Annotated in this window: 16 protein-coding genes; 11 read left to right on the top strand and 5 right to left on the bottom strand. The window is 50.0% G+C overall.

The window, feature by feature from the left end:
• Positions 1 to 33 precede the first annotated feature (33 nt).
• Together ABD846_RS02790 and ABD846_RS02785 are read right to left on the bottom strand one after the other, a co-directional pair.
• Positions 34 to 2,427: a heavy metal translocating P-type ATPase gene (locus ABD846_RS02790; protein ID WP_344822439.1), complete on the bottom strand. Its 2,394-nt coding sequence runs from the start codon at positions 2,425 to 2,427 to the stop codon at positions 34 to 36.
• A 68-nt stretch (positions 2,428 to 2,495) separates the two neighbouring features.
• Positions 2,496 to 3,062, bottom strand: a complete 567-nt coding sequence (locus tag ABD846_RS02785) for a helix-turn-helix domain-containing protein (protein ID WP_344822437.1) — start codon at positions 3,060 to 3,062, stop codon at positions 2,496 to 2,498.
• Positions 3,063 to 3,163: 101 nt separating this feature from the next.
• Here ABD846_RS02785 and ABD846_RS02780 point away from each other — a divergent pair, with 101 nt between their 5' ends.
• The 3 genes from ABD846_RS02780 to ABD846_RS02770 are packed head-to-tail and all read left to right on the top strand — an operon-like array spanning position 3,164 to position 5,136.
• Positions 3,164 to 3,937 (top strand): YHYH protein, encoded by a 774-nt coding sequence (locus ABD846_RS02780; protein ID WP_344822435.1) that lies wholly within the window; start codon positions 3,164 to 3,166, stop codon positions 3,935 to 3,937.
• Complete coding sequence (locus tag ABD846_RS02775; RefSeq protein WP_344822433.1) at positions 3,909 to 4,496, top strand: toxin-antitoxin system YwqK family antitoxin; 588 nt, start codon at positions 3,909 to 3,911, stop codon at positions 4,494 to 4,496. The genes ABD846_RS02780 and ABD846_RS02775 overlap by 29 nt, the downstream gene beginning before the upstream one ends.
• Before the next feature lie 49 nt (positions 4,497 to 4,545).
• Positions 4,546 to 5,136, top strand: a complete 591-nt coding sequence (locus ABD846_RS02770; protein WP_344822431.1) for an SCO family protein — start codon at positions 4,546 to 4,548, stop codon at positions 5,134 to 5,136.
• 35 nt (positions 5,137 to 5,171) lie between these two features.
• Here ABD846_RS02770 and ABD846_RS02765 read toward each other — a convergent pair whose 3' ends face one another.
• Positions 5,172 to 6,500, bottom strand: coding sequence for a phenylacetate--CoA ligase family protein (locus ABD846_RS02765; RefSeq protein ID WP_344822429.1), 1,329 nt, complete (start codon positions 6,498 to 6,500; stop codon positions 5,172 to 5,174).
• A gap of 196 nt (positions 6,501 to 6,696) precedes the next feature.
• On the opposite strand from ABD846_RS02765, the gene ABD846_RS02760 reads away from it, so the two are divergent.
• Positions 6,697 to 7,239, top strand: coding sequence for a hypothetical protein (locus ABD846_RS02760; protein WP_344822427.1), 543 nt, complete (start codon positions 6,697 to 6,699; stop codon positions 7,237 to 7,239).
• Positions 7,240 to 7,300: 61 nt separating this feature from the next.
• Here the strand turns inward: ABD846_RS02760 and ABD846_RS02755 are convergent, their stop codons facing one another.
• Positions 7,301 to 8,635 (bottom strand): SGNH/GDSL hydrolase family protein, encoded by a 1,335-nt coding sequence (locus ABD846_RS02755; protein WP_344822425.1) that lies wholly within the window; start codon positions 8,633 to 8,635, stop codon positions 7,301 to 7,303.
• Positions 8,636 to 8,662: 27 nt separating this feature from the next.
• The gene (locus ABD846_RS02750; protein WP_344822423.1) at positions 8,663 to 9,886 is read right to left on the bottom strand and encodes an OmpP1/FadL family transporter; all 1,224 of its coding nucleotides are present in this window, start codon (positions 9,884 to 9,886) and stop codon (positions 8,663 to 8,665) included.
• Between the two features lie 209 nt (positions 9,887 to 10,095).
• Between ABD846_RS02750 and ABD846_RS02745 the strand changes: the two genes are divergently transcribed.
• From ABD846_RS02745 to ABD846_RS02715, 7 genes are all read left to right on the top strand, one after another.
• Positions 10,096 to 10,989, top strand: a complete 894-nt coding sequence (locus ABD846_RS02745) for a helix-turn-helix domain-containing protein (protein ID WP_344822420.1) — start codon at positions 10,096 to 10,098, stop codon at positions 10,987 to 10,989.
• A 95-nt stretch (positions 10,990 to 11,084) separates the two neighbouring features.
• A complete protein-coding gene (locus ABD846_RS02740; RefSeq protein WP_344822418.1) occupies positions 11,085 to 11,540 on the top strand; it encodes an acyl-CoA thioesterase in 456 nt (151 codons plus the stop codon).
• A 7-nt stretch (positions 11,541 to 11,547) separates the two neighbouring features.
• Positions 11,548 to 11,817 (top strand): acyl-CoA-binding protein, encoded by a 270-nt coding sequence (locus ABD846_RS02735; protein ID WP_344822416.1) that lies wholly within the window; start codon positions 11,548 to 11,550, stop codon positions 11,815 to 11,817.
• A gap of 18 nt (positions 11,818 to 11,835) precedes the next feature.
• Positions 11,836 to 12,282: a DUF2147 domain-containing protein gene (locus ABD846_RS02730; protein ID WP_344822414.1), complete on the top strand. Its 447-nt coding sequence runs from the start codon at positions 11,836 to 11,838 to the stop codon at positions 12,280 to 12,282.
• A gap of 20 nt (positions 12,283 to 12,302) precedes the next feature.
• Entirely contained in the window at positions 12,303 to 14,681 is a 2,379-nt protein-coding gene (locus ABD846_RS02725; protein WP_344822412.1) for a 3-hydroxyacyl-CoA dehydrogenase/enoyl-CoA hydratase family protein, read from the top strand.
• A gap of 14 nt (positions 14,682 to 14,695) precedes the next feature.
• On the top strand, positions 14,696 to 15,871 hold the full coding sequence (locus ABD846_RS02720; RefSeq protein WP_344822409.1) for an acetyl-CoA C-acyltransferase: 1,176 nt from the start codon (positions 14,696 to 14,698) through the stop codon (positions 15,869 to 15,871).
• A 21-nt stretch (positions 15,872 to 15,892) separates the two neighbouring features.
• Positions 15,893 to 17,689, top strand: a complete 1,797-nt coding sequence (locus tag ABD846_RS02715) for an acyl-CoA dehydrogenase family protein (protein WP_344822407.1) — start codon at positions 15,893 to 15,895, stop codon at positions 17,687 to 17,689.
• Positions 17,690 to 17,704: the final 15 nt, after the last annotated feature.

The following is a 17,704-nucleotide window of genomic DNA, read 5'->3' as shown; positions in this document are numbered from 1 at the left end:
CATAATCCTGTTTCAAAATTACAAAATCCGGCGTCAGATCTTTGCGAAACGCAGGCGCAGACTATTCAGCACCACGGATACGGAACTGAATGCCATAGCCAGACCGGCAAACATGGGGTCTAACAGGGTTCCGAGCCAATGATAGCCGACACCTGCTGCGAGCGGAATCCCGATCACATTGTAAATAAATGCCCAGAACAGGTTTTGCCGGATGATATGGAGTGTTTTTCCGGACAAACGGATGGCGGCGGGAATTGCAGACAGATCGGAATGGATGAGTGTAATGGCAGCGACTTCCATCGCTATATCGGAACCGCGATCCATCGCAATACTGATATCAGCCGCAGCCAGGGCTTCGGAATCGTTGATACCATCACCCGCCATCCCGGTCACCACACCCTTTGCCTGCAGCTCACGAACAAATGCTGCTTTATCCGCAGGCGACATACGCGCATGAAACGCGTCCACCCCCGCTTCCCGGGCAATATGAGCCGCCACATTAGGTTGGTCTCCCGTAAGCATGATCACCTGTACGCCCATCTGTTGCAGATCCCGGATTGCCTTGCCGGCGGCAGGCTTGATCGGATCGGCAACTGCAAATACGCCGTAAACGGTTGCAACGCTCCCGAACCATACATGCGAATAAGGCATTTCGCTCCAGCCGGAAATACCAGCTTTTGCAGATCTATCCGGGAATATACCCCGCTGCTCCAGGAATGTACGACTGCCGGCAAAATATTGCTGACCGTCAAAAACCGCTTCGGCTCCGGCACCGGGAATATAATTGAAAGATTCCGGCACCAGGCCCTCCCGGGTTCCAAGAAAGCGTGTGAGTGCCTGGGCCAGCGGATGATCGGAACGCCGTTCCATTTCTGCCAGTATGCGCATTGCGGTTTCCGGCATCTGCGGATGATACCATGCTTCAACCACTTCCGGATGCCCCTCCGTGATTGTCCCGGTTTTATCCAGCAAGAGCACTTTCATGTCTTTCAGTGATTCCAGACGCTCAGCGTTCTTCAGCAGCACGCCCCGCTCCGCACCCCTTCCCATCGCAGCTATAATGGCGGTGGGAGTGGCAAGGCCGAGTGCACAGGGACAGGAGATCACCAGTACCGTGATGGCCGCATGTAATGCCATTTCCCAGGAATGCCCCGGTACGATAAAAGCCCACACGATGAATGTGACCAGACTGATCAGCAACACAACCGGAACAAAGACAGCAGCTATTTTGTCTGTAAGCTGTTCCACAGGCGCTTTGCTGGCCTGCGCAGCCTGCACGGCACGTATCATACGCGCAAGCAGCGTATCCCGGCCCACTTTTTTAGCGATATAGATGAGACTACCTTTGTTATTAACCGTTCCTGAATACACTGCATCACCGGTCTGCTTTTCAACCGGCACGGACTCGCCGCTGATCATACTTTCATCCACAGCGGAATGTCCCTGCACCACCGAGCCATCTACCGCTATACGCTCACCGGGGCGTACTACCAGCTGATCCCCGGGGTATACACTGCTGATCGCAACTTCAACTGTGGTTCCGTCTGCCTGCACTTTGAGCACGGTATCCGGCTGCAGACTCATCATTTTCCTGATAGCTGCAGAAGTTGCTTTTCGTGCGCGTTCTTCGAGTAGCCGGCCCAGCAGGATGAATGCGATCACTACTCCTGATGCCTCAAAGTACAAGGCATGTTCCGGAGCCGGCAAACCGCGCGAAGCTGCGGATAGCAACAGTATGCAGCTGTACCCGTACGCGATACCGGTACTCAGTGCAACAAGCGTGTCCATATTTGCCTTGCGGTATTTCAATTGCCGCCAGGCATTGATAAAAAACCGGCGACCTGAGTATATTACCAACGGAGTGGCGAGCGCCATCATCCACCAGGCACGGTAAGGCAGTTGCATCAGGAACATGCCGATTACAAAAAGCGGCAGGGCGAACAGCAGAGCGACCAGCACGTTGCGGTTCATCGCACGAAAATGCTCATCCTGCAGCGCATCCATCGAAGTCGTATCCGCAACACCGGTTTCGATGATCAGCTGATAACCTATATCGTTCAGCGCGTCTCTCATCTGCGCCGGTTGGACCAGGTTGGGCAGATAACGAACGTGTACATGCTGGCCGGCGTAATTTACATCCACCTGCAACACACCGGGTATAAAAGAAAGGATGGAACGCGCACTGGCGGCGCAATTGGTGCAGGTCATCCCCAGTATACCAAAATCCGCAGTCTCCTGGACAACCGTAACCCCGCCCTTATTCAGTTGTTCCACCAGGAGCGGAATATCCGTTTCCGGGTCGGCTGTCCGGATCTCCAATATAGCTCCATCCTGCCGCCACGTGAGCTCTTTCCCCGGCAATTGCAACAATGATATTGCGACCGGGACGTCATTTGCGAGTATAATGCGATAAGGAACGGGATTCATACTGCAAAGCTACAAAGCGATGCCGCTGAGGGCCTTGCAGAATTAGGTGTAAGAGTTGTAATATTTTGTCAGCCGATCTTATCCAGCGGCCTGCGGTTGTCGGCGGCCTGCGATTTGAAAACGCCGGGTGTCATTCCCGTTACTTTTTTAAACTGATTACTCAATGCACTGGTACTGCTATAGCCCATTTCCAGTGCGATCTCATTCAGATTCAGTTCGCCGTAGGACAACAATTCCTTTACACGTTCTATTTTCTGGGCAATCACGTATTGTTCAATCGTATTACCTTCCTGTTCGGAAAATATCTTACTGAGATAGCCGTAATCAGCATTCAATGCTCCGGAAAGGCGGTCGCTGAATTTCAGGTGCTGGCCCGGAGCGTCGCGATGTACACTTTCAATTACAAAAACCTTGATCTGCTCCACGATCCGCGATTTACGTTCATCCAGCAATTCGAAGCCCATAGCCTCGAGCTCTCCGCGTAAATCCTGCAATTGTTCCGGCAATACATGGTCTGTATCCAGCTGCACGATGCCCAATCCCACTTCGGACACGGGAAATCCCTTGGAACGAAGCAGGCGGTCGACCACCATGATACACCGGTCGCACACCATATTTTTAATCGCGAGTTGCATACAATCCTGAAACAGCAAAATTATCAAATTCCTGACTGTAATCCGGCGGGTCGGCGAGGGATTGCGGTAAACGTTGCGTCTAAACTGTTAAAACAACTAAAATGAAACGTTTTTCCCTGATCCTTGGCTGTTCCCTTAGTCTGCTGGCAGCCTGCAAAAAAGATAAGACCAGCAGCGGCAGCAATAATACGAATAACACTACTCCAACGGACAGCTCAGGCATTCCCGCTGTCTATAAAAAAATATACGGTGCTACCAGCATCACTTCCGACGGTACTTATATCTACATCAAAACGACCGGCACCCCGGATCATAAAAGCGTGTACTACCCTACATCCAACGCGCTTTATGAAAATTTCAGCGGAACAACATTCGGAGGAAATACGTTCAATAAGAACCCGAACACCATCGCCACGATGAATTATACCTTTAAAATCCCGCTGAACCCTAAGGCAGACGCCGCGCACAGCGCAACTCCATTAGGACCTATAGGCGTGTCGCTGAACGGTGTTCCTTTCTTCAACCAGTATGCAGGCCCCGGCAAGCCGCTCACGAATGAAGTGGTCAGCTTCGACCAATCCTGGGGACATCCGGCTCAGGCAGGCGATTATCATTATCACGTAGAGCCTCTGTACCTCACCCAGGTAAAAGCAAGCCGGGATGCACTGCTCGGTTTCCTACTGGACGGATTCCCGGTTTATGGTCCTGAGGAAAACGGTGCCGAAGTGGCGGAGACGGCATTAGATGCATACCACGGCCACACCTCGGTTACAGCAGATTACCCTTCGGGTATTTACCACTACCACATTACGGCAAACGACCCTTATATCAACGGAAGCGGATTCTATGGCACACCGGGAACGGTCAGCAAGTAAAATATTACTGGCATTCAGTCTTTCAATAGCTGCCTGTTCTGTGAAAACCGGACAGGCAGATCTTCCGTGGATCAATGCTTCGGCCATCAACGTGCAATGGGAAAATGGCAAGGCCTGTTATAACCATCGCCCCATAAACGGCATATTATACACGCTGAACCGCAATAACCGGGACACGCTGATGATCAGTTCTTACCGCAGCGGACTGGAGGACGGTTTATGGAAACTATTCTATCCGGATGGACACATTGCCGAGGTAAGAAGCTTTTCTATGGGTAGGAAAACGGGCTTGTACACTGCCTGGTGGCCCAACGGACAACTCAAGCTGGAATATCATTTTGAAAACGGAGAGTATGAAGGCTGCTGCCGCGAATGGGGACCGGAAGGCAGATTGGCCAGGGAAATGCATTACCATCTTGGCTATGAAGATGGCAGCCAGAAATTATTCTATGAAGACGGTCGTATCAAATCCAATTATGTAATGATCCGCGGCAGGCGTTACGGACTGCTCGGAACTAAAAACTGTGTGAATGTCGGTGACAGCATTTTTAAGAAATAGCCTGTGCTGCTGCAGTTTACTGCTTCTCTGGTCCTGCAATAACCGGACCGTGGAACCAGTAAACGAAAAGCTTCCCTATTACAATACCCCGGATTTCACACCTCATTTTCTGCATGACGCAGATTCCGTGAATAAGGAGATCACGCACAGAACAGGAGACTTTTCCCTGACGGATGAAAACGGCGCTCCGATTACGGCAGACATAAGCAAGGGGAAAATACAGGTGGCCGATTTTATCTTTACCACCTGCGGCAGCATTTGTCCGAAAATGACAGATCAGATGAAGAAGGTGGCCGACGCATTTGCCAACGACAGCAGTCTTGTGATCCTGTCCTTCAGCGTTACTCCCTGGATTGACAGCCCTGCGCAACTCCGTGCATACCGGAAGGCAAAAGGCATCACACAACCGTTCTGGCATTTTATTACGGGCAGCAAATCGGCTATTTACAGTCTTGCACGACAATCTTATTTTGCGGAGGAAGAACTTGGATTCACCAGGGACAGCACCGAGTTTCTTCATACCGAACATTTCATCCTCACCGATAAGAACCGTCGTATACGGGGTATCTACAACGGGACGCTGACTCCGGAAGTACAGCAGCTGATCAAGGATATCAGGCAGCTACAGTCTGAAGAGTAAGCGCTGACCGATCAGATCCGCTCTGTTATCAGCGCTTATGCCTGCCGGTGAACGATCCTATTGAGTTTGCCGCCTTCGCTTCGCGGTATTGCTCCCGGATGCTCCAACGTCACACGCATACTCAGGCCTATAGTATCCTTGATGCGTTTCTGCAACAGATGGAATGCCGCCAGGAAACGGTCATGCTCCAGAGGAGCGTCCTGCTCTGCTGCAATCGAATCAAACAAGGCTGATTCCACCTCCACACGTACTTCCACTTCATCCATCGCACCTTTTCGGAATACGACAAGCTGATAATTAGGTGTGAGCTCGGGTATATTCTGGATCACAGCCTCCACCTGTGTATGAAACAGGTTTACACCGCGGATGATAAGCATATCATCTGCACGGCCTGCAATCGGCGACATCTTGATATGTGTGCGTTTGGCGCTCTTGTCGTAATAAACGGAGGCAATATCATTCGTGTAATAACGCAATACCGGAGAAGCTTCTTTTGTAAGTGTGGTAAACACCAGCACACCCTGCTCCCCGTAGGGCAAAGGATCGCCCGTATCTTTGTCGACGATTTCGGGATAAAAATGGTCTTCCCATATGTAGCTTCCGGTACCTTTCTCCTCATAATCCTCCTGCGAAACGCCCGGTCCGATAATCTCACTCAATCCATAGATGTTGGTGGCATTCACCTGCAGCTTGCGCTCGATCTCAGAACGTACACTTTCGGTCCAGGGTTCGGCGCCAAGTACCGCAAAACGAAGTGCTAATGCAGACTGATCAATATTCCGGCGTTTCATTTCTTCCGCCAGGGTAAGTGCATAAGAAGGGGTACAGCAGATCACATCACTCTGAAAATCCTGCATCAGCATCAGTTGTTTCTCGGTTCCGCCACCTGATATGGGCAATACAGTCATCCCCAGCAGCTCTGCGCCATAGTGAATGCCGAGCCCACCCGTAAAAAGCCCGTATCCGTAGGCATTCTGCAGCAGCATACCCGGGCGGCAACCTGCTGCGGCAAGCGAACGCGCCACTACTTCTGCAAACACACCGATATCATGCTGTGTATAACCGACAACGATGGGCTTACCCGTTGTACCCGAACTGCAATGCAACCTGGCCAGGTCTTTTCTTTGCCTGGCAAACAGACCGAACGGGTAGTTGTCTCTCAATGCTGATTTATGCGTGAACGGAATTTTATGCAGATCCCGGACACCGCTGATATCGGACGGTTTCAGATTATGCTGCCGGAATAATTCGCGGTAATGCGGTATCTGCTGATACATCATATGCACCTGACTTTGCAGTCTTTCATTCTGTAGCGCGCGCAGACGATCCAGGGGCATTGTTTCTATTTCACGGTTGAAGTACATAAGCTGTTGATTAAAGAATAAAATTACCGCCGCGCTTTTATGCAAGGCGTTAATATTTCGATATTAGGCCGAAAAGCAGGTTACCGAAGCGAAATCTATACCACTGTAGCAAAAAAAATCGGATGGCGCAATACGTTACATACTGCAGTAACACAAAACAAACGCGGCAGTATCTTCGCATGGAAAATAACCGACCATGAACCGCATCTGCACTTTATTAATTATCAGCATTTGTTGCCTGGCATGTAACAATCCGCAAACAGCGCAAACGGTTGCTTCGCAACCTGCAAGCCCGCGTGACAGCATCGTTGTAACTTCAATACCCGATACCCCAAATACAGATGATGAGATGGCACACTACTACCTCGTTATCCTCGACTCCGGAAACAACTACGCAGTGCTGGATGCCGCTATGCTGCAGATCGGCAGATCTTCCCGCACACATATTGATACTATGGAGCGCTATTTTGACACGAAGAAGCACAAAATCATCTTATCAGAACAGTCGGACGATGAAATATATGCGGGCACTTATTATCCGCGCCGTTTCCCTTCATCGGAACTCAGTATCGAATACCTCAGCTACTATTTACCTTCTGCCGACACGAACACCATGATACTTGTTGCCGGCATTACCGAATCGGCAACCAGCGCGGACAGCGTTGCAGCCTTTTACCGGCGAGGTTACGCAAGAACGTTTGTATTGCCCGCGGACATTTATACCGGGTGTATGCATTAAAAATCCCGGCTCCTGAAAACAGGACCGGGATCATTTAGTCACAAAACAACTCCATATCAGACTATGGGAACTTTACACCGCCATAAGCCGAAGTATTCACCAGGGGAATGGAAGCATTGTATTTTTGATTGATTGCTTTGATAAATTCATTGGCCACTACAGCATAGCCGCGCGGTGTGAGGTGCACACCATCAAGAGAAAAAAGTCCGCCACTGATGTACGCGGCATTAAGCGACATTCCATTTTCGAGGATACCACCCGCCGCAATCTTATTGAGATACGCATTCATGTCCGCTACTGCAAGCCCTGCGGCACCGGCCACCGACTCAATTGTGTTATTGTAAGACGTGATATAGTCGCGGGTGATCACCACTTCTGAAGAATCAAGCACGTATTTATTTTCAATCGGCGCGTAGGGAGTAAGACCGTAGGGAACATTTCCGACCGGGCTGGACACGGTACTTCCGATGAGGGAAGTGGGGAAAGTAAGGATCAGGTGGTCGGAAGATGTCGCTGCTCTCGCCGCGTACGTGTTGTCTGAAGCATTTGCATTGACCTTAGCCGAAATATAGATTGCCTTTACAGTAGCATTGGATGCCTGTACCGTGGCCAGCACGAGCGCCGGGGTGACTGTGTTGAAGTAAGGAATAGCGCTCACATCCGGAATTGTCGCACAAACACCTTTAGCACCATTCGCAGTGAGCTTTGTGATAAGCGACTGGTACAAAGCGGCGAATGTGGCTTTGTCCGTAAGCACATCGCCCGCGCCGCCTGTTGTGGCATAACCGAGTACATCGTTGTTACCAAGCCAGTTACTGAAAAAAGTAAACGGTTTGGCCGTAACGAAATCAAGGTAAGCAGTGGTATTGGTTCCTGCCTCGCCGGGCAGCATGCGTTCGAAATAGCCGTTCAGGTTGCCATAAGCTGTGGATGTGATATGCAGCAGCTTGATCCCCGGCACGCCGTAGTTATCGATGTCACCCGAATATTTGGTATACGTGGTTACATTACCGTATCCGGGAATATTCACGATACCACGCACTGCAAGACCAGTGGTAACAGGTGCGGTAACAGGCAAGCCATTTTTATCAAACCCTGTCAGTTTCAGATAGCCGGAGCCATTCGCCTGATCGGTACTGAACAATGGCTGATTGAAGGCACCGCCACCTATGGATTTCATTTGGGCGGCAATCATGGAAGGATAGGAATTTTCCTGTCCTGCGCGGTAGAGACCGCCGTCTGCATACCCTGCGGTCAGGGAATTACCCACTGAAATGTAGCGGGAGAAATCAGCTGAACCCGCGGACGACTTTTCGTCAAACTTGGGTTTGCAGGAGCTGAACATCAGCGCGGCTGCAATGAATCCGGATATATATAGTGTATGTTGCGATTTCATTTTCTGCTTCTTTTAAAAGGTGATCAATTACCAGCGATAGGCTACGGAAAGTCCCGGTGCATACACATTGGTTTTATACGTACCGGAAAGATTCGATTCGATATTTGTCTGCGTGCGCGCCGCAATCTTTTCGTACAGGAAAGATGCGTTGATATCAAAGTGTCTGCCGATCTGATAGCCGACCCCGGCCGTGAGCAGCAAGCGGTTGGCGTCAGGAGCTTCAGGCGTTACATAGCCGTCTTTTACGGAAGTAAGCACATAGCCGCCGCCCGCCCGCAACGCGAAATTGGGTATTGGCTTAAATTCTGCTCCTACGCGCGCGGAGCCTGCATCTTTATAATTTCTCGGCGAATGCGTATCTGTCAATACGGAAGTGTTGGTGGCATAGTCAAAATCGAGCGACTGATATACACTCCAGCGCACATAGCTCAGATCCAGTGCAAACAGCCACTGATCGTTCAGCCGGTAGCCCACACCGAGTGAAGTGGTGGAAGGCAGCGGAATACTCGCAGAAAATTTATTTCCCGCAGGAAAACTTGCGCTCAACGATGCCGGAACAGTAAACAGCGCGTCTCCGGAGTTGATTGTTGTAGTCACCTTAGAACGGTAAGTCAAACCGAAGCTCCACTGGCTATCGGGTCGATAAAGCACACCGGCGTTCCATCCCCATCCGTGACCCGTACCCTTAAGTTGCGCCTGGGCATCTGATCCGTCGGACATAGTGAGCGGCAGTGCTTTCTTCAGATCGACCATACCGGTATTGTACACGAGTCCTGCACCCAGACTCCATTGCCTGTTGATGCGATAACTGAAGGTGGGCTGCACGTAGATGGCCTTCAGATCGAGGCTTTCCAGCACGTAACGGCCCTGCCAGCTGTTGCCCCAGTCTACAAGTCCTCCGAACGGTGTATATACACCGATTCCGGCCTTCCATTTAGCACCTTTGGGACCCCATACGGCATAAGCGGTAAAAGGTGTTGCCACTTTATTATTCACATTATAGGTGGCGTCCGATCCGGAGGGATTAAATGCGGATTTGAACATCAGCGGACTTATCCCCGCCTGGATATCGTTCTCCGGAAGTGCTGCCACGGCGCCCGGGTTGAACAGCACAGAAGCCGCGTCCTGCACAAGGGCAGTACCGGTGGTACCCATGCCTATTTGCTTTTGTCCGTGGAGATTGACCTGGAATCCCTGCGCGAACAGAACGGCAGGAGCCAGCATACATGGTATTAGTAAAGCCCTTTTCATAAAATTATATTTACACAATAAGTTCAGTAAAGATTCGGTTGATCTGTAACAAAAGTAGCCGGTACACGTTGACAGGAAAGGGTTATTCTTCGGTGACATTGGTCGAAAAGTCGGATATGCTGCAGTAAAGTGCGGAATATTTAGTTTACAAGTTTCGTACCTTGTAACGGCATACCTGCAATAAGTTCCCGTCTCTTCAGAAGAAAGCTATGAATATAAGCCGAAAGATTGCACATCTGACTTTCCCGAAATTTGTTGCATTATACGCCAAAGCCTCTATCGGCACCGATTTCTTTATTACCGAAGAAAGGCCTTTGCTGTCGTTAAGCGAATTTCCGTACAGATCTGCCGGATATATCATTGGCATCTGTACCGGTGGGCATGCACGTGTGGAAGTGAACCTGCAGACATTTGAAGCCCGCGAAAACGCGTTGCTGCTGGCTACACCCTTTCATATCCTGCGTATCTATGATGCGTCGGAAGACTTTCGCTGCCGCTTCGTGGTGTTCTCCAAAGATTTTCTTTCTGGCGTAAGCACCAATAGTCTTTTCCTGGATTCCTTCTCCTTTTTTAAGAATACCGCAGCACCCGTTATTTATGGCGAGGCAGAAGACGGCAACCTGTTGCTCCGCATTTTCCGGCTTATCGACCAGGCTATTGAGCGCGAGCAGCACAGCTACCGGCGCCAGATATGCCAGAGCATTCTTACAGCATTATTGTACGAAATAGGTGACCTGTACAACCGCCAGCATATCATCACCCAAAGCAAGCCTAACAGGAAGCAGGAACTGAGCATGCTGTTCCAGAACCTTGTATTCGTTCATTATAAGGAGCACCGCAATGTTCAGTTTTATGCCGACCGGCTCTTTGTAACCTCAAAGCACCTTACGGAAACCATCAAAGAAATGACCGGAAAAACAGCCGGAGAGTGGATCGACGATGCTGTGGTACTGGAAGCCAAAGTGCTGTTGCGCAATTCGGGAATGAGTGTGGCACAGGTTGCAAACGCAATCCATTTCCCTGACCAGTCGTCTTTCGGAAAATATTTCAAGAAGCATACGGGATACGCTCCGAGTGAATTTAAGATCATGGTAAACACCTGATTCCCCGCATTTCCGATTTCTTGACCAATTTACCCGCGTAACTGCCCTTTGCAACCACGGACCGGGAATTTAATTTTGGTATCAATACCGGAGGGATGAAACAGTCTGTAAAAAATATCTTTTTTGAAGGCGACGTACTGTGGTCTCAGATAGATGCAAATCAACATCTGCGCCACTCTGCCTATGCCGATTTTGCCGCTCAGGCCAGGCTTTGCATGCTGGAGCAAGCCGGTATTACCACCCGATCGTTACTCGATTTAAAAATCGGACCGATTTTATTCCGTGAAGATATTTCCTATCTGAGGGAAACAGGACTGGGTGACCGCGTGCGCGTAAGCTGCGAACTGATGCGTGCGAGACCGGACGGATCCCGATGGTCTTTCCGGCACGAATTATACCGCAGTGACGATGTAAAAACAGCGGTGATCATAGCAGAAGGCGCGTGGATAGATATGCAGCAAAGGAAACTCGCGTTGCTGCCCGAGCACATCAGTGCTTCGTTTATGAACGCACCCAAAAGCGACGATTTTACCTGGGAACCCGTAAAATAAAACCAATATGGAACTGAAGGAAGCATTTGAACAGGCAGTAACAGAGAGCAAAGCGCTGCCCCGCAAACCGGACAATGAACAACTGCTGGAGCTGTATGCCTTATACAAGCAGGCAACAGAGGGAAACGTAAATGAGCAAACCCCCAAACCTCAGTTATTCGATTTTATCGGAAAAGCAAAGTACGACGCATGGTCGGCAAAGAAAGGGCTAAGCTCAGACGATGCTATGAGCGCCTACATCGCTCTGGTTGCACAGCTGCAGCAGATTCTATCGTAACCACTTAAAACATCCATTATGAAAACCAGTTTTCGCACGATCCTATCGCTCTGTATGCTGCTTGTATACCTGTGTCGTCCTGAAAGCCTGCTTGCCCAGGACCGGATAGAAGGCAATTGGACAGATGCAAAGCAGGAAGCCAAAATCAACATCTACAAAAGCACGGATAACAAATTTTATGGCAAGATCACCTGGCTGAAAGAACCGATGCGTAACGGAAAACCAAAGCTGGATGAACACAACCCGGATAAAGAACTGAAGAATCGTCCGATCATCGGCCTGCTTATTCTGAAAGGCTTCGAGAAGGACGCTGATAACGGTTACGACGAGGGCACGATCTATGATCCGAAAAATGGCAAAACCTATAGCTGCGAAATGACGCTGAAAAATAACACACTGAACATAAGAGGCTATATCGGCATTTCGTTAATAGGCCGTACCACTGTGTGGACGCGTACCAACTAATAGTATAAAGAGCATATAAGATGACACCGAAAAGAAATATCAAAAAGGTAGCCGTGCTGGGATCCGGAGTAATGGGCAGCAGGATCGCCTGCCACTTTGCAAATACAGGACTGGAAGTTCTGTTGCTGGATATCGTGCCGCAGGATGCTGGAACGGACCGAAAATCCCGGAATAATCTTGTGGATACGGCGTTGGCCAATGCACTCAGATCGAATCCGTCGCCGATCTATCTCAAATCTTTTGCAGGCAGAATCAGCACCGGAAATTTTGAAGACGATCTGCACCGCATCAATACCTGCGACTGGATCATCGAGGTGGTGGTAGAGCGCCTGGATATTAAAAAGCAGCTTTTCGAACAAACGGAACAATTCCGCAAACCCGGCACGCTGATCACTTCCAACACATCAGGTATTCCGATCCATTTGATGGCTGAGGGTCGCAGTGAAGATTTCCGGAAGCATTTCTGCGGAACACACTTCTTTAATCCTCCGCGTTACCTGAAGCTGCTGGAGATCATTCCTACAAAAGATACTGCACCTGAGGTGATCGATTTCCTCATGCATTTCGGGGAACAGAACCTCGGTAAAACAACGGTGCTGGCGAAAGATACACCGGCCTTTATCGGCAACCGTATAGGGGTATTCAGCATTATGAGTATCCTGCATTACGTAGAGCAGCACGATATCAGTATCGACGAAGTGGACAAACTCACAGGAACAATAATAGGACATCCGAAGTCGGCGACGTTCCGCACCAATGATATTGTAGGGCTTGACACGATGGCGCTTGTTGCAAACGGACTGAAACAGAACGTACCGCAGGATGAGGAGAACGAATTGTTTACACTACCGCCTTTTATCAGTGAAATGATCAGCCGGAAATGGCTGGGTGCTAAAAGCGGTCAGGGGTTTTACCGCAAGGAGAAGGGTACAAGCGGCAGTAATTATTACAGTCTGAACCTCAGAACCCTGGAATACGAGCCTACTCCCAAGGTAAAATTCCCGGTGCTGGATACCGTCAAAAACATAGATGATATGCCCGGCCGCCTGAAGGTTCTGTTTGCAGACAAAGGGAAAGCCGGGGATTTCTATCGCCATATTTTCTTCCGGCTGTTTGCGTACGCAAGCAACCGTATTCCCGAAATAGCGGACGAACTCTATAAAATAGATGCGGCTGTGAATGCCGGATTCGGCTGGGAGATGGGACCCTTTGAAAAGTGGGACGCGTTGGGCGTGGCTCCCACCCTTACGCTGATGGAGCAAATGGGCATCAAAGCGGCTCCCTGGGTATATGAAATGCTGGACAACGGGGCGCATTCCTTCTATAAAATAGAGCACGGCAAAAAGCTTTATTACGACATACCGTCCAGGGCCTATAAGATCATTCCCGGAACTGAAGCATTTATCCTGCTGGACAACATACGTGACACGCAAACTATATGGAAAAATAGCGGCGTAACGATTCTGGATCTCGGGGATGGTATACTGAACCTGGAAATGCACACCAAAATGAATACCATAGGTGGTGAAGTACTGGAAGGCATCAACAAGGCCGTCACGCTTGCGGAACAGTCTTACAGAGGATTGGTGATTTCGAACGAAGGAGCCAACTTCAGTGCGGGAGCGAATGTGGGGATGATCTTTATGCTGGCCATTGAGCAGGAATTCGATGAACTGAGCATGGTGGTGAAAGCTTTTCAGAATACGATGATGCGCCTTCGCTATTCTTCAGTACCGGTAATAGCTGCCCCTCATCAGATGGCGCTCGGGGGTGGATGCGAAATTTGTCTGCATGCGGACAAAGTGGTGGCGCACAGCGAACTGTATATGGGGCTTGTGGAATTCGGCGTTGGACTGATACCGGGCGGTGGCGGAACGAAAGAATTCGCGCTGCGGCTTTCGGATGAATTGCAGGAAGGAGATATTGAGCTCAACAATTTCCGGCAGCGTTTTCTGACTATAGGTCAGGCAAAAGTTTCGACGTCGGCATATGAAGCTTTTGAACTCGGATACCTGAAAAAGGGACGCGACACAGTCGTAATGTCCCGTAACCGCTTGCTGGCAGAAGCGAAGAAAGAATGCCTGAAAATGGCGGACGCTGGCTACGTGCAACCGGCACCAAGGAAAGACATACGCGTACTTGGGAGCCAGGCGTTGGGATTGGCCTATGTCGGTGCCAATACCATGTTTTCGGGTCATTATATCAGTGAGCATGACGTAAAAATATCCCAGAAGCTGGCCTATGTACTCGCAGGCGGAGACCTTTCGCAACCGGGCCTGGTAAGCGAAGACTACCTGCTGCAGCTGGAGCGGGAAGCATTTATTTCACTGTGTGCCGAAAGAAAAACACTCGAACGCATTCAGTCAATATTGAAAGGAGGAAAAGTGTTACGTAACTAAAAAGACTAAAAAAAATGAACGCATATATTGTAGCGGCTTACAGAAGCGCTGTAGGAAAAGCAGGTCGCGGCGGGCTGCGCACCGTACGGCCGGACACCCTTGCGGTAACTGTGATACAACACCTGATCGCATCTGTCCCTCAGTTAGACAAAACGCTTATTGACGATGTAATTGTGGGAAATGCCACACCCGAAGCGGAACAAGGCCTGAATGTAGGCCGGCTGATTTCCCTTATGGCACTGGACACTGATAAGGTTCCCGGGATGACCGTAAACCGGTATTGTGCTTCCGGATTAGAGACAATAGCCATTGCAAGCGCAAAAATACATGCGGGCATTTCGGACTGCATTATTGCAGGTGGTGTGGAAAGCATGAGTTTACTGCCTATGGGTGGATGGCGTATTGTGCCGAATCCTTCGGTAGCATTACACAATCCGGATTATTACTGGGGCATGGGCCTTACGGCCGAAGCCGTTGCGCGGGAGTATAATGTGGGCCGTGATGAGCAGGACGCTTTTGCCTTCGGCAGTCATCAGAAAGCCATAGCGGCTTTGCAGCAGGGCAAATTCAAAGAGCACATCGTACCGGTAAACGTGGAAGAAATTTTTGTAGATGATTCCGGTAAAAAACAAAAAAAACAGTTTATAGTAGACACCGACGAAGGTCCGAGGGCAGACACTTCAATAGAAGCTTTGTCCGGATTGAAACCGGTATTCGATGCATTGGGAAGCGTTACTGCAGGTAATTCCTCCCAGACCAGCGACGGTGCCGCTTTTGTAATGGTGGTCAGTGAGCGCTTTCTGAAAGAGCATCAGCTTACGCCGATTGCAAGACTGGCGAGCTATTCGGTTGCCGGTGTTCCGCCCCGGATCATGGGTATCGGCCCTATAGAGGCCATCCCGAAAGCGCTGAAAGCTGCAGGATTGCAATTGAATGACATCAGCCTCATCGAGTTGAACGAAGCTTTTGCTTCCCAGTCCGTAGCCGTCATCCGCAACCTGGATCTGAATCCCGGAATCGTGAACGTGAACGGAGGAGCCATTGCACTCGGACATCCGCTGGGCTGTACAGGCGCAAAACTGGCCACTCAGCTGTTTTCAGAACTAAGGCTGCGCAAACAACGGTACGGTATCGTGTCTATGTGTGTGGGAACCGGGCAGGGAGCTGCCGGTGTATTCGAACTTTTATAACAACATTAAAAAATTACAGCAATGAGCACTGGAAAAGAAAACGGACATCTGAAAGGAGGAGCATTCCTGATCAGCACCATCCAAGCTGCCGATGTATTTATACCCGAAAACTGGGATGAAGAACAACGGATGATCGCGCAGACCTGCCAGGATTTTATAGATCAGAAAGTAGTACCGGTACTAGACAGAATCGATCAGCAGGAGGAAGGACTTGTGCCCTCCCTCATCGACGAGGCCGGAGCATTGGGTATCCTCAGTGTTTCCATACCTGAAGAATACGGCGGATTCGGCAAAGACTTCACCACTTCGATGCTGATCAGTGAAAAAACCGGACCAGGAGCATCTTTCTCCGTCGCCGCAATGGCGCACACCGGCATCGGCACGTTACCGATCCTGTATTATGGAAACGAGACACAGAAGCAGCAATACATCCCGAAGCTTGCGAGCGGCGAGTGGAAAGGCGCCTATTGTCTCACCGAACCCGGAGCGGGATCAGATGCGAATTCCGGCAAAACAAAAGCGGTGCTCTCTGCTGATGGCAAACATTATGTTCTGAACGGCCAGAAAATGTGGATCACCAATGCAGGCTTTGCGGATATCTTTACCGTATTCGCCAAGATAGATGACGATGCGAACCTGAGTGCATTTATTGTTGAGAAAACATTTGGCGGGATCACCCTGAATCCCGAAGAACACAAAATGGGTATCAAAGGCAGCTCCACACGCCAGGTATTCTTTAATGATTGTATGGTACCCGTAGAAAATTTATTATCAGAGCGGGGCAATGGTTTCAAGATCGCGGTGAACATCCTGAATCTGGGTCGTATCAAGCTTGGAGGCGCTGCGCTCGGAGCTGCCAAAGCCGTCATCAACAATACGGTAAAATATGCAAATGAGCGCGAGCAGTTTGGCCGGCCGATTGCCAGATACGGAGCAATACGTTATAAAATTGCAGAGCAGGCGATTCGTACTTACGCGACCGAAAGTGCCATCTACCGTGCGAGTCAGAATATAGAAGATGCCACCCACGCACTGATCGCTTCCGGTATGGATGCCGGAAAGGCCAAGCTGAAAGGAACCGAGCAATTCGCGATCGAAGCGGCCATTATCAAGGTGCATGCTTCAGAGGTGCTGGACTATGTGGTGGATGAAGGGGTACAGGTATACGGCGGGATGGGTTACAGCGCAGAGGCTCCGATGGACAGAGCCTACCGCGACAGCAGGATCAACCGGATCTTTGAAGGCACGAACGAAATCAACCGGCTGCTCACGGTAGACATGATGCTGAAGCGGGCAATGAAAGGAGAACTGGACCTGATGAGCGCTGCACAGGCTGTTGCCGGCGAACTGGTGAGTATTCCTGATTTCGGAAGTATGGAGGAAGAAGCACTTTTTGCGCCGGAGAAAAAATACGTGGCTGGCTTCAAAAAAGCAGTGCTTATGGTTGCCGGAGCCGCCGTGCAGAAACTGATGATGTCCTTATCCAAGGAACAGGAAATACTGATGTACCTGGCAGACATGCTGATTGAAACATATGTGGCGGAATCGCTGCAACTACGGGTGGAAAAACTCGCCGCACAACGCGGTGCTGACGCTGTGAGCGATCAGATCGACATTATGCGGGTGTACCTTCAGGATGCTTCAGATAAGATATTCAAAGCAGGTAAAGAAGCGCTGAACGCATTCGCCGAGGGCGATGAAAAAAGAATGATGCTGATGGGGCTCAAGCGCTTTACAAAAACACAGGACGTGAACACCACCGCCGCACGCCGCCGAATTGCGGAATCGATCATCGGGCAACAGAAATATTGTTACTAAGCATTACCGAATATG

The organism is Rurimicrobium arvi, from assembly GCF_039540495.1.
GTDB lineage: Bacteria > Bacteroidota > Bacteroidia > Chitinophagales > Chitinophagaceae > Rurimicrobium > Rurimicrobium arvi.
Note: the sequence above shows the minus strand (reverse complement) of the source record. Positions and strands in the feature narration are given on the sequence as shown.